Origin of the sequence: Pseudomonas solani, assembly GCF_026072635.1 — a bacterium.
Taxonomy (GTDB): Bacteria; Pseudomonadota; Gammaproteobacteria; order Pseudomonadales; family Pseudomonadaceae; genus Metapseudomonas; species Metapseudomonas solani.
This window is the reverse complement of sequence record NZ_AP023081.1, coordinates 4,526,097-4,538,708: the sequence shown is the minus strand read 5'-3', so window position 1 is coordinate 4,538,708 and position 12,612 is coordinate 4,526,097. Positions and strand designations below refer to the sequence as shown.

At 68.0% G+C, this 12,612-nt stretch carries 13 protein-coding genes; 8 read left to right on the top strand and 5 right to left on the bottom strand.

All coding sequences use genetic code 11. From position 1 onward, the window contains the following. Positions 1–28: 28 nt before the first annotated feature. Genes PSm6_RS20670 through PSm6_RS30775 form a run of 3 tightly spaced genes read left to right on the top strand, consistent with a single transcriptional unit; the run spans position 29 to position 2,333 of the window. Positions 29–1,213, top strand: coding sequence for an acyl-CoA dehydrogenase family protein (locus PSm6_RS20670; RefSeq protein ID WP_265168103.1), 1,185 nt, complete (start codon positions 29–31; stop codon positions 1,211–1,213). Beyond that, positions 1,210–1,983: a sigma-54 interaction domain-containing protein gene (locus tag PSm6_RS20665; RefSeq protein ID WP_503827122.1), complete on the top strand. Its 774-nt coding sequence runs from the start codon at positions 1,210–1,212 to the stop codon at positions 1,981–1,983. The genes PSm6_RS20670 and PSm6_RS20665 overlap by 4 nt, the downstream gene beginning before the upstream one ends. Continuing rightward, positions 1,917–2,333, top strand: a complete 417-nt coding sequence (locus PSm6_RS30775) for an AAA-type ATPase lid domain-containing protein (protein ID WP_503827123.1) — start codon at positions 1,917–1,919, stop codon at positions 2,331–2,333. The genes PSm6_RS20665 and PSm6_RS30775 overlap by 67 nt, the downstream gene beginning before the upstream one ends. A 465-nt stretch (positions 2,334–2,798) precedes the next feature. On the opposite strand, the gene PSm6_RS20660 is transcribed toward PSm6_RS30775, so the two are convergent. The 3 genes from PSm6_RS20660 to PSm6_RS20650 form a co-directional block, all read right to left on the bottom strand. Beyond that, positions 2,799–3,512 (bottom strand): ABC transporter ATP-binding protein, encoded by a 714-nt coding sequence (locus tag PSm6_RS20660; RefSeq protein ID WP_263403541.1) that lies wholly within the window; start codon positions 3,510–3,512, stop codon positions 2,799–2,801. Between the two features lie 2 nt (positions 3,513–3,514). Then, a complete protein-coding gene (locus PSm6_RS20655) occupies positions 3,515–4,351 on the bottom strand; it encodes an ABC transporter permease (protein WP_265168102.1) in 837 nt (278 codons plus the stop codon). Between the two features lie 79 nt (positions 4,352–4,430). Then, positions 4,431–5,441 (bottom strand): aliphatic sulfonate ABC transporter substrate-binding protein, encoded by a 1,011-nt coding sequence (locus PSm6_RS20650; RefSeq protein WP_265168100.1) that lies wholly within the window; start codon positions 5,439–5,441, stop codon positions 4,431–4,433. Positions 5,442–5,877: 436 nt separating this feature from the next. Here PSm6_RS20650 and PSm6_RS20645 point away from each other — a divergent pair, with 436 nt between their 5' ends. From PSm6_RS20645 to PSm6_RS20635, 3 genes are all read left to right on the top strand, one after another. After that, on the top strand, positions 5,878–6,531 hold the full coding sequence (locus PSm6_RS20645) for a gamma-glutamylcyclotransferase (RefSeq protein WP_031289031.1): 654 nt from the start codon (positions 5,878–5,880) through the stop codon (positions 6,529–6,531). A gap of 425 nt (positions 6,532–6,956) precedes the next feature. Then, positions 6,957–8,942, top strand: coding sequence for a TonB-dependent receptor plug domain-containing protein (locus PSm6_RS20640; RefSeq protein WP_265168099.1), 1,986 nt, complete (start codon positions 6,957–6,959; stop codon positions 8,940–8,942). 2 nt (positions 8,943–8,944) lie between these two features. Then, a complete protein-coding gene (locus tag PSm6_RS20635) occupies positions 8,945–9,487 on the top strand; it encodes a molybdopterin-dependent oxidoreductase (RefSeq protein ID WP_265168098.1) in 543 nt (180 codons plus the stop codon). 485 nt (positions 9,488–9,972) lie between these two features. Here PSm6_RS20635 and PSm6_RS20630 read toward each other — a convergent pair whose 3' ends face one another. After that, complete coding sequence (locus tag PSm6_RS20630; RefSeq protein WP_021222797.1) at positions 9,973–10,317, bottom strand: cupin domain-containing protein; 345 nt, start codon at positions 10,315–10,317, stop codon at positions 9,973–9,975. A 205-nt stretch (positions 10,318–10,522) separates the two neighbouring features. Beyond that, positions 10,523–11,281 carry an SDR family NAD(P)-dependent oxidoreductase gene (locus PSm6_RS20625; protein WP_043245784.1) on the bottom strand — a complete coding sequence of 253 codons (759 nt, stop codon included), beginning with the start codon at positions 11,279–11,281 and terminating at the stop codon, positions 10,523–10,525. Positions 11,282–11,396: 115 nt separating this feature from the next. Between PSm6_RS20625 and PSm6_RS20620 the strand changes: the two genes are divergently transcribed. Both PSm6_RS20620 and PSm6_RS30290 read left to right on the top strand, forming a co-directional pair. Next, the gene (locus PSm6_RS20620) at positions 11,397–12,296 is read left to right on the top strand and encodes a LysR family transcriptional regulator (RefSeq protein ID WP_043245783.1); all 900 of its coding nucleotides are present in this window, start codon (positions 11,397–11,399) and stop codon (positions 12,294–12,296) included. 162 nt (positions 12,297–12,458) lie between these two features. Beyond that, positions 12,459–12,611 (top strand): PSPA7_2676 family Cys-rich small protein, encoded by a 153-nt coding sequence (locus tag PSm6_RS30290; RefSeq protein ID WP_286672668.1) that lies wholly within the window; start codon positions 12,459–12,461, stop codon positions 12,609–12,611. Position 12,612: the final 1 nt, after the last annotated feature.

Sequence of the window (12,612 nt, the reverse complement as noted above, 5' to 3'; positions counted from 1 at the left end):
CACGCCCCCATCAGAAGAGGACCCGAGCGTGAATGCCCCTCAGCATCTCGCCACCCCCACGCCGCTGCAGATCGCCCGCGAGCTGGCCACAGGCTTCGCCGTCAGCGCCGCCGAACGCGACGCCCAGGGCGGCACCCCCAAGGCCGAGCGCGACGCCATCCGCCAGAGCGGCCTGCTGTCGCTGGTGATCCCCGGCGAATACGGCGGCCTCGGCGCCGACTGGCAGACCACCCTCGCCGTGGTCCGCGAGTTCGCCCGCGTCGACAGCTCCATCGCCCACGTCTTCGCCTTCCAGCACCTGATGCTGGCCACCGTGCGCCTGTTCTCGCGCCCCGAGCAGTGGCAGCCCTGGTTCGAACTCACCGCGCGCAACCGCTGGTTCTGGGGCAACGCCCTCAACCCGCTGGACACCCGCACCACGGTGCGTCGCTTCAACGGCTACCGCGAGTTCTCCGGCAAGAAGAGCTTCTGCTCCGGCGCCCTGGATTCGCAGATGCTGATCGCCTCCGGCCTCGACGAAGAAAGCGGCAAGCTGCTGATCGCCGCCATCCCCACCGCCCGCAGCGGCATCAGCCTGGCCGAGGACTGGGACAACATGGGCCAGCGCCAGACCGACAGCGGCAGCGCCACCTTCGAACGGGTGCGGGTGGAGGAGAACGAACTGCTGCTGGAACCCGGCCCGCTGAGCACGCCCTTCGCCTGCCTGCGCCCGCTGATCGCCCAGCTGATCTTCAGCAACATCTTCCTCGGCATCGCCGAAGGCGCCTTCGAGGAAGCCCGCGCCTACACCCTGCGCGAAGCCCGCCCCTGGTTCCGCTCCGGTGTCGAAAGCGCAGGCGAAGACCCCTACGTGCTGGCCCGCTACGGCGACTTCTGGGTGGGCCTGGAAAGCGCCCGCGCGCTGATCCAGCGCGCCAACCAGTTGCTGGACGCCGCCTGGAACCAGGGCACCGCCCTGGGTGAGGCGCAGCGCGGCGAGCTGGCCCTGGCCATCGCCACCGCCAAGGTCGCCACCACCCGCAACGGCCTGGAACTGTGCAACCGCATGTTCGAGGTCACCGGCGCCCGCTCCACCCACGCCGCCCTGCGCCTGGACCGCTACTGGCGCAACCTGCGCACCCAGACCCTGCACGACCCGGTGGACTACAAGGTCCGCGAGCTGGGCGACTGGGCCCTGAACCAGAACCTGCCACAGCCGACCTTCTACTCATGAAAGCACCCCGTCCGAACGGCTCCGGCCTGCTCACCCTGCCCCCTTCCCCGGCCCTGGCCACCTCGGTGCGTGCCACCGCCCAGGTGTTCGAGGACCCGAAATCCCAGGCCCTGCTCGAACACCTGCAGCAGGTGGCGCCGAGCGAGGCCAGCGTGCTGGTGATCGGCGAGACCGGCACCGGCAAGGAACTGGTGGCCCGCCACATCCACAACCTCAGCGCGCGCCGCGACGGCCCCTTCGTGGCGGTCAACTGCGGCGCCTTTTCCGAGTCGCTGGTGGAGGCCGAGCTGTTCGGCCACGAGAAAGGCGCCTTCACCGGCGCCCTGGCGGCCAAGGCCGGCTGGTTCGAAGCGGCCAACGGCGGAACATTGTTCCTCGACGAGATCGGCGACCTGCCCATGCCCATCCAGGTGAAACTGCTGCGGGTGCTGCAGGAGCGCGAGGTGGTGCGCCTGGGCTCGCGCAGCAGCATCCCTATCGACGTGCGTGTGCTCGCCGCCACCAACGTGCAACTGGAAAAGGCGATTAACGCCGGGCACTTCCGCGAGGACCTCTACTACCGCCTCAACGTCGTCAGCCTGGAGCTCTCGCCGTTGCGCGAGCGCCCCGGCGACATCCTGCCGCTGACCCGGCACTTCATCGGCGAATACAGCCGCCGCCTCGGCTACGGCCAGAGCGAGCTGAGCCCGAGGCCGCGCAGAAGCTGCGCACCTACTCCTGGCCCGGCAACATCCGCGAGCTGGAGAACGTCATCCACCACACCCTGCTGATCTGCCGCGACGGCGTGATCCAGGCCGACGACCTGCACCTCTCCAACCTGCGCATCGAACGCCCGGAAGAACCCCGCGGCCACGACGGCTCGGCCGAGGCGCAGATGCTCCACGCCTTCCAGCGCCTGTTCGAGGAACAGGGCGGCGACCTGCACCATAAGGTCGAGGACGCCCTGCTGCGCGCCGCCTACCGCCACTGCCACTGCAACCAGGTGCACACCGCCAACCTGCTCGGCCTCAGCCGCAACGTCACCCGCAGCCGCCTGATCGCCATCGGCGAACTGGTGGTCAACCGCCGCGGCAACGACGCCCGCATCGATGGCGAGCGGGTGGTGCAGTTGACGGTTTGACAGCACGTGCCAGCGGATGGGCATGACCACCGCGGGTGGATGACGCCTCACCCATCCACCCTTACGGAGCCCGCTTCCACACAGTGGTCGCCCGCCTGCTCTCGACCTAGGGCGGGTGAAACCCGCGATGGAAATCCCATGCCCGTCGGTGAGCCCGTTTGGTGGATGAAAAGAGCGTCATCCACCCTACATCCACCCTCAGATCACATGTGCCAGCGGATGGGCATGACCGCTGCGTAGGGTGGATGACGCTTCACCCATCCACCATTACGGAGCCCGTTTCCACGTAGTGGTCGCCCGCCTGCTCTCGATGTAGGGCGGGTGAAACCCGCGATGGAAATCCCATGCCCGCCGGTGAGCCCGTTTGGTGGATGAAAAGAGCGTCATCCACCCTACATCCGCCCTCAGATCATCTGTGCTAGTGGCGGCGCTGCGCCCGAAGGGCTGCCAAGCCCGGCCCCCTCCTCAAATCACATGCGCCAGATGCAGCTCGGTCAGTGCCTCGGCCTTGAGCCGTGCCAGCTCCGGGTCACGCCGGTCGCGGGGGCGCGGCAGGGGCACGGCGAGTTCCTGGCGCACGTTGCCCGGGCGGGCGCCCATCACCAGCACGCGGTCGCCCAGGTAGAGCGCCTCGTCGATGTCGTGGGTCACCAGCAGCAGGGCGATGGCATGGCGCTCCGCCAGTTGCAGCAGCAGGTCCTGCAGCTTCATGCGGGTGAAGGCGTCCACCGCGCTGAAGGGCTCGTCCAGCAGCAGCACGCGGGGCCGCGAATAGAGGCCACGGGCGATGGCCACGCGTTGCGCCATGCCGCCGGAAAGCTGCTTGGGCAAGGCGTCGGCAAAGCCCTCCAGGCCGACTTCGCGGATCAGCCGCGCCACGCGCTCGCGGTCATAGCCACGGTCGTCGGCGAAGCCGATGTTCTGCGCCACCGTCAGCCAGGGCATCAGCCTCGGCTCCTGGAACACGAAGGCCACCTCGCCCTCGCCGCGCAGGGTGCGCCCGACGTAGTCGCGCTCCAGCCCGGCGACGATGCGCAGCAGGGTGCTCTTGCCGCAGCCACTGGGGCCGAGCAGGCTGACCACCTCCCGCGCCTGCAGCTTCAACTGCACGTTCTGCAGCACGGTGTGGCCGGCGAACTGCTTGCGCTCGACCTGGATATCCAGCAATGCGTCACTCATGTTCAACCCTCCCCGCCCTGGCCGGCGAAGGCGTCACGCCAGGCCAGCAGCCGTGTTTCCAGCGCCGCCAGCAGGCCGTCGCTGAGCTTGCCCAGCAACGCCAGGACGATGATCGAGGCCAGCACCAGGTCGGGTCGCGAGGTTTCGCGGCCGTCGGTGAGCAGGTAGCCCAGGCCCTTGGTGGCGGCGATCAGCTCGGCAGCGACGAGGAACATCCAGGCCAGGCTGAGGCCGCTGCGCAGGCCGGTGAACAGCCCCGGCAAGGCGGCCGGCAGGAGGATGCGCCAGGCCAGGCGCGCCGGACCGAAGCCGTACATCTGCCCCACCTCCACCAGCTTGCGGTCGATGTTGCGGATCGCCGCCACGCCGTTGAGGTAGACCGGGAAGAAGGCGCCGATGGCGATCAGCACCACCTTGGAGGTTTCGTCGATGCCCAGCCAGAGCAGCAGCAGGGGCACCCAGGCCAGGCTGGGAATGGCGCGCAGGGCAGCGAAGGTAGGTTCGAGATAGGCCTCGGCCTCGCGGCTCAGGCCAACCCAGGCGGCGACGCCCAGGGCCAGCACCGCGCCGATGGCGAAGCCCGCCGCCACCCGCGCCAGGCTGACACCGATGTGGCTCCACAGGGAGCCGGTGGCGAGGTCGCGCAGGGTGAGGAAGATCTCGCTGGGCGCGGGCATCTGGTAGGACGGCACCCAGCCGATGCGCACCAGCACCTCCAGCAGGGCGAGGGCCAGCAGCGGGATCGTCAGGCCCTTGAGGCGGCGCCGCAGCGCGACGCCGGAGAAGGTCGGTTTCCAGGGGCCGACGGCGGGCGCCGGCAGGGTCTTGCTCTTGCTCATGTCTCTGCTCCCGGCGCCGGGGTGGTCCCGCAGGCGCCAATGCCGGGGCGGCTTGCGCACACCCCGGCGGACGTGCGGATCACTGCCTGGCGATGGCCTGGGCGCTGAAGGCCGGGTCGATCAGCTGGTCCACCACCTGCTCGACCTGCACGCCACGGCGCACCAGCTCCTCGGTCACCAGGATCGGCGCAGCGGCCTTGAGTGCGGCGATGTGCTCCGGGCCCGGCTGGGCGTTGGAGAAGTCGGTGCGCGACAGTTGCAGGCGCGCCACCTCCAGCGGCAGGCCGGATTCCTTGGCCAGCAGCTGGGCCAGCTCCTCGGGGTTCTCCCGGGCCCACTTGCGGGCTTTCTCATAGGCACCGAGTACGGTGGCGATGGCCTGCGGGTGCTCCTTGGCGAAACGCTCGGTGACGCTGAGCACGCCGTAGCTGTTGAAGGCGACGTTGCGGTAGAGGATGCGCGAGCCGGCCTGCACCTGGCTGGCGGCCAGGTGCGGGTCGAGGCCGGCCCAGGCGTCCACGTCGCCCTTCTCCAGGGCCACGCGGCCATCCGGGTGCTGCAGGTGCACCAGCTCGACGTCGTCCTTGCTCAGGCCGGCCTGCTCCAGGCTGCGCAGGGTGAACAGGTAGGGGTCGGTGCCCTTGGTGGCGGCGATCTTCTTGCCCTTGAGGTCGGCGACGCTCTGGATGGGCGAGTCCTTGCGCACCGCGAGCGCGGTCCATTCCGGGCGGCTGGCGATGTACACCGTCTTGATCGGGCTGCCGTTGGCGCGGCTCAGCACGGCGGCGAGGCCGGCGGTGGAGGCGAAGTCGATGCTGCCGCCGTTGAGGTATTCCAGCGAGCGGTTGCTGCCCTGGCTGAGCACCCAGCTGACCTGGGTGCCGGCGCCCACCTCCTGCTCCAGCCAGCCGAAGTGCTTGAGCACCAGGCTGGTGGGCGAGTAGTAGGCGTAGTCGAGGCGCAGCTCCTTGGGCAGGGCTTCCGCCTTGGCGGCGGAGGTGCCGAAGGCGAGGACCGCCGAGGCGCCGAGCAGGCCGAACAAACGGGCCAGTTTGCCGGGCTTGCGGGCCCGCGAGGTGAAGGTGTGCATGGTGTCGCTCCTTGCCGCTGGATGGGTGGGCTCGGCGCGCCGTGCTTATTCTTTCGAGTAAGGTCAGGCTGCGCTTTCGCTTTCTGCAAGGAATATTGCAGCACTCGTGCCAGCAGGCTCGGTGCCCGTCCCACGGGGCTTGGCGACGTGCCCCGGAGCGCTCCACTGTCGCTGCAGCGACAGCCTGCTGATCAAGTGTTCGCCCAGCAACAGTTGCCCATTTCGCTTATGCACCCTGGTTATCAGGGCATCGCTATTCATTCCTTTGTAGCGGGGATAACCGCGTGTTTAGCTGACCCGGCAGCAACAGCGGCCCTTACCGACGAAAAAATCACGCCCAGGCGACGATTGCCCGTTCCTCCGCAGGCCCCGCAACTGGTACAACGAAGGCGCGGCCCCAGCAGCGTCGCGCACCACCGAGAGATACGCGTCATCCATGTCAGTCCAGCACGATATTCACCCGCCCTACCCGCCCCAGCTGGATCAGCCGGTGCGGTTGACCCCCGGTGAATTGCTGGCGTCCCTCGAAGCGACGATGAAGGCCCACCGTGGCGGGCCGGTCTGGCTGTTCGCCTACGGCTCGCTGATCTGGCGCCCCGAATGCCCCACGGTGGAAACCCGCCGCGCGCGCATCCACGGTTACCACCGCGGGCTTTACCTCTGGTCGCAGATCCACCGCGGCACCCCGGAATCCCCCGGCCTGGTACTGGGCCTCGATCGCGGCGGCTCCTGCGCCGGCTTCGCCTATCGCCTGCCGGACGAGCAGTTGCACGAACACCTCTTCGCCCTCTGGCAACGGGAAATGCCCGATGCCGGCTACGAGCCGCGCTGGCTCAACTGCCACCTGGCGGACGGCCAGCGCGTGCAGGCCCTGGGCTTCGTCCTGCGGCGCAACCTCCCCTGCTACGCCGGCGCCCTGCCGGACCACGTGCTCACCCAGGTCTTCGCCGGGGCCTGCGGGCACTACGGCACCACCCGGGATTACGTGGAAAAGACCGTCAACAGCCTGCGTGCCCATGCGATGCCGGATCGCAAGCTGGAAGCGGCGTTGATGAGGTGCTGCAAGCAGGGGAATTTGAGTCTGGGGTGATCACCGTAGGATGGGTCGGGCGGCGTTCCGCGAGCTCCGCGAAACCCATCAATGCGAGGCCCCGGCATAAGCCTGTGCCGATCCCGACTCCGCCTGGTGGATGAAAAAAGCGCCATCCACCCTACACAACGGTCATCTCCGTGCCGGGCCTTCGCAGGAGCGAATTCATTCGCGATCGGACACCCAGGCGAGCCCCCAGAAGGCCCGGTTTTCGCGGGCCGTTCTCCCCCAAAACCGTTATGCATAAAAATATATAGCGCTACGCAAACGGCTCGATTACTCTGTGGCTCGCCGGGCCTTCCCTCCCGGTGCAAGGCCGGTCAGCCAACGCCGGTCGCATTCCCCGAGCTCAAGCGTTTGCCGGTCGTACCGACCCTGTAGAAGTCACGGCAATCGCTATATACAAAAATACATAGCGAGCATCCATGAACGACAAGATCCTCTCCCGCTGCCTGGCACTGGGACTTCTCACACCGGGCGTCTTCGCCCCACCGCTGCTGGCCGCCGGCCAGACCGAAAGCCAGGTATTCAGCCTCGGCGAGCTGCTGATCCGCGCGCCGTCCAACCGCAGCGACGGCTTCGGCGACCAGGTCTCCTCCTCGGTCAGCGCCCGCGACATGCAGCGCTTCGAGCGCCACAACGTCACCGAGGCGCTGGGCCTGCTCAGCGGCGTCAGCACCTCCACCAACGCACGCAACGAGGGGACCATCAGCCTGCGCGGCTTCGACTCGCGCCAGGCGCCGATCTTCATCGACGGCATCCCCGTGTACGTGCCCTATGACGGCTACGTCGACCTCGACCGCTTCACCACCGGCGACCTCGCGGCGATCCAGGTGGCCAAGGGCATGAGCTCGACGATGTACGGCCCCAACACCCTGGGCGGCGCCATCAATCTGGTGACGCGCAAGCCGGTGAGCGAGTTCGAGGGCGATGTCAGCCTCGGCGTCGGCAGCGGCGGCCTGCTGCGCCGTGGCGTCAACCTGGGCAGCAACCAGGGCAGCTGGTACGTGCAGGCCTCCGCCTCCCAGGACGAGGCCGACTACTACCGCCTCTCCGACGACTTCGAGCCGACCCTCCGCGAGAACGGCAACAAGCGCGAGAACTCCGACTTCAAGGACCGCAAGCAGTCGCTGAAGATCGGCCTCACCCCCAACGAGACCGACGAGTACGCCTTCGGTTACGTGCGCCAGGACGGCCAGAAGGGCCAGCCGCCGAGCACCGACCCCGCCGCCACCCAGCGCTACTGGCGCTGGCCGTACTGGGACAAGGAGAGCTACTACTTCATCGGCAACCACGCCCTGACCGACTACGAGACCCTGCGCGTGCGCGCCTTCGCCGACCACTACGCCAACGGCCTGGACGGCTACACCAACGCCACCTACACGCGCCTGGCCACCAGCGGCAACAACCCGCAGTCGCTGTCCAGCACCGGCAGCAGCAACTACGACGACCACAGCCGCGGCGGCTCCATCCAGCTGCAGAGCGACCGCCTCGACGGCCACCAGATCAAGGTGCAGTACGCCCTCAAGCAGGACCGCCACGAGGAAGACGACGGCGTGCGCACCACCAAGCGCCTGGAAGACCGCCTCACCTCCATCGCCCTGGAGGACTACATTCGCCTCGCCGACCGCTGGCACCTGTCCCTCGGCGCCAGCCGCGACAGCCTCAAGCCGCTGGACGCCGACGTCTACGCCAAGCCCGACGAGCAGCACGCCAACAACTGGCAGGGCGCGCTCTACTTCGACCCGGCGCCGGACCACCGCCTCTACGCCAGCATCGCCCGCAAGAGCCGCCTGCCCACGCTCAAGGACCGCTACTCCCTGCGCTTCGGCACCTTCATCGAGAACCCCGGCCTCGCCCCCGAGCACGCCACCCACTACGAGCTGGGCTACCAGGGCCAGCCCTGGGCCGGCGGCCAGCTGGAAGCGGCGCTGTTCCGCAGCGAGATCGAGGACCTGATCCAGCGCGTGCGCAACGTGCAGCCCGGCCGCGACCAGATGCAGAACATCAACAAGGCGCGCCATGAAGGCGTCGAGCTGAGCCTGCGCCAGGCGCTGGGCGAACAGCTGGAAACCGGCTTCGCCTACACCTACCTGGAGCGGCGCAACCTCAGCTCGTCCACCCGCCTCACCGACACCCCGCGCAACAAGCTCAACCTCTGGGCCGACTTCGCGCCCATCGAGCGCCTGCACCTGATCGCCATGCTCGAGCACGCCGACCAGCGCTGGTCCTCGGACACCGCCAAGGTCTCCAGCTTCACCCGCGTCGACCTCAAGGCCAGCCTGGCGCTGACCCGTGAACTGAGCGTCGAGGCCGGGGTGAGCAACCTGGGCGACGAGGACTACGAGCTGTCCGACGGTTACGCCGAAGCCGGCCGCCAGTACTTCACCAACCTGCGCTACGAGTTCTGACCATGGACCTGAGACTTAACCTGCGCATCGCCCTGCTGGCCCTGTTGAGCCCGGTGCTGCACGCCGCCGAATTCGTCCCCGACGACCCCAGCACCTACGTGACCGAAACCCTGGAAATGACCGGCGAGGTGCAGAACCCGCTGCGCTTCACGATCGACGACCTCAAGCGCCTGCCCTCCTACGACTACAAGGCCGTGGCTGCGGCCTGCGGTGGCGACGTGGCCAACGCCGAGTACAAGGACTACCGCGGCGTGCTGCTGCGCGAACTGGTGCAGAAGGCCGCGCTGGCCGGCGACGACCCCAAGGGCTGGAAACGCGCCTACGTCATCGCCCATGCCAGCGACGCCTATATCGCGCTGTTCAGCTGGAACGAACTGCTCAACACCCAGATCGGCGACGGCGTGCTGGTGGTCTACGCCCAGCACGGCGAGGCGCTGCCACCGGAATCCGGGCGCATCGCTCTGGTCTCCGGCTGCGACCGCCACGCCGGCCCGCGCCACGTGAAATGGCTGAAAAGCATCGAATTGAAAACCGTACCGCAGTAATTCAACCCCAGGGCTCGGTGGAGGCCCGACCCCGCAGCAAGGCCTCCATCCCTTTCAGACCGTCGACTTCGACGGTCTTTTTTTGCTCGCAGGAAAGCGGCGGGAAGCTGGAAAGGATGGTGCCGTGGATCGGCGTAGGTTGGCGCCGAGCGCAGCGAGGCCCAACGCAACGATGCAGGCCCGTGCGCGCCAATCACCGCAATGATGGGTTTCGCGGAGCTCGCGGAACACCGCCCGCCCCATCCTACGAACAGCTTGCAGCCCCGTCGTAGGGTGTGCTGCGCGCACCGAGAAGAGGGTGCGCACCCACATCTCAAGATGATCGAAGGATGTTGAGGCAGCCGGCGAAGAAGAGCGGTGGGCTGAAGCGGAACGCCGCCCGGCCCTTACGCCCATTGGGGCTCCGCTTGGTGGATGAGAAGAGCGTCATCCACCCTACACACCGGGAAGCTGGGTGCCATGCATGGCACCCATCGTTTTCGCGATCAGGCGAAGACGAAGTACTTGCGCACCGTCTCCACCACTTCCCAGGTGCCTTTCATGCCGGGCTCGATGACGAAGACGTCGCCGCCGCGCAGGTGCACCGGCGCTTCGCCTTCCGGGGTGATGATGCAGTAGCCCTCGAGGAAGTGGCAGAACTCCCACTTCTCGTAGTTCACCTCGAATTTGCCGGGGGTGCAGATCCAGGTGCCCATGATCTTGCTGCCGTCGGCCGAGAGGTAGGCGTTGAGGTTGACCGTGTGCGGGTCGCCGCCGATGCGCTTCCACTTGGTGGCGTCGACCACGGGGACGGGGCAGGTTTCGCGCAGGACGGTGATGAAATCGGACATGTGAGCTCCATGCTTGGCGGAATCGAGCGGCCACCATAGGCAGGATGCCCGGCGCGGACTTGCCTGTGACCGCCGCCCGGGTGTCCAGAAACGCAGCCGCTGGTCTTCGATCGCGAATGAATTCGCTCCCACCGGGCCTGTAGGTCGGGTGCAACCCGACGCCGCCGTGCATCGGCCACGCGGGTTTCACCCGCCCTGCGGGCGATCAGAGGAACATGCCGCCCGAGGCTTCGATGCGCTGGCCGGTGACCCAGCGGCCGCCGTCGGAGAGGAGCATGGCGATGGCGCCGCCGATGTCGTCCGGCAGGCCGACGCGGCCCAGGGCAGTGTTGCCGGCGATGAAGTCGTTGACCTGGCTGTTGTCGCGCACCACGCCGCCGCCGAAATCGGTCTCGATGGCGCCGGGGGCCAGCACGTTGACGGTGATGCCGCGCGGGCCCAGCTCCTTGGCCAGGTAGCGGGTCCACACCTCGATGCCGCCCTTCATCGCCGCGTAGGCGCCGTAGCCCGGCAGGGAGAAGCGTGCCAGCCCGGTGGAGATGTTGATGATGCGGCCGCCGTCGGCCAGCACCGGCAGCAGTTTCTGGGTGAGGAAGAACGGCCCCTTGAGCTGGATGTTCACCAGGGTGTCGAACTGCTCCTCGGTGGTTTCGGCGCAGCTGGCGTGGATGCCGATGCCGGCGTTGTTCACCAGGAAATCGAAGGTCTCGCGGCCGAACGCCTGCTGCAGGGTCTCGCTCACCTGGGCGGCGAAGGTGCCGAAGCCCGTGCTGTCGCTCACGTCCAGGCGCAGCATGCGGGCGCGGCCACCGAGGCGCTCCACTTCGCGGGCCACGGCCTGGGCTTCGTCGGCCTTGCTGTGGTAGGTGCCGATGATGTCGACGCCCTGGGCCGCCAGGTGCAGGGCAGCGTTCTTGCCGAGGCCACGGCTGGCGCCGGTGATGAGTGCGATCTTGCGGGTCATGGTGGAGCTCCTAAGGGGGTTGGAAGTGGAGTCAGCTTATTGTCCGGCCGAATACTGATAAACGCCGCGAAATCGGAAATACTGATCGCCTCAACCGAACAAATGGAAACGGGCCATGAACAAGCTCGAGCTGTTGCGTACCTTCGCCCGGGTCACCGAGCTGTCCAGCTTCACCCAGGCCGGGGAAAGCCTCGGCCTGCCCCGCTCCAGCGTCTCCGAGCAGGTGCAGGCGCTGGAGCAGTTGCTGGGCGCGCGCCTGCTGCAACGCACCACGCGCAAGGTGCAGGCGACCCAGGATGGCCTGGCGCTGTATGAACGCTGCAAGGCGCTGCTGGCGCAGATGGACGAGCTGGAAGGCATGTTCCGCCAGGACGGCGAAGTGCTCGCCGGGCGCCTGCGGGTGGACATGCCCAGCCGCATCGCCCGCCAGTTGGTGATGCCGCACCTGGGGGAGTTCCTCGACGCCCACCCGGGCCTGGAGCTGGAGCTGAGCGGCACCGACCGCCGCGTCGACCTGGTGCGCGAGGGCTTCGACTGCGTGCTGCGCGCCGGCAACCTGGTGGACGAGACCCTGGTGGCGCGCTCCCTCGGCGCCATGCCCATGGTCAACTGCGCGAGCCCCGAGTACCTGGCCCGCCACGGCACGCCGCACAGCCTCGACGACCTCGCCCGGCACCGCCTGGTGCACTACCTGCCGGTGCTCGGCGCGCGGCCCGACGGCTTCGAGTACCTGATGGGCGGCAAGGTCCACCAGGTGCCCATGGCCGGCAACCTCACGGTGAACAACGCCGATGCCTACGAGGGCGCCTGCCTCGGCGGCCTGGGGCTGATCCAGGCGCCGCGCATGGGCCTGCGCGAGCACCTGGCCAGCGGCGCCCTGGTGGAGCTGCTGCCCGGCTACCCGGCGCCGCCCCTGGCGCTCAACCTGCTCTACGCCCACCGCCACCTGCCCCGCCGCGTGCGGGCCTTCATCGACTGGCTGGAAGGCCTGCTGGACCGCGAGAGGAACCGCTGATGCGCAACACCCTGAAATGGCGGATCGCCCGCGGCGGCAATTTAGGTTGTCCGCTCTAGACCGCAGCGCGGATGCTCCCCTGGCCGACACGCACAACAACAAGGCGCATGCACTGCACCCCAACCCCTGCCTGGTTGAACGGGGCGAGCCCCGGGAGGTTACATGCGACTCCATTGTTTTCTGTTCGGATGCAGCTGGACCGAAGGACACGAAACCGACGTGGGCGCCGAGCCCATGCTCTGTCAACGCTGCACACGCTGCGGCGCCCATCGCTACGTGAAGCGCGAGGTCCCCGAGGAGCCCTCGCCCGGCTAGC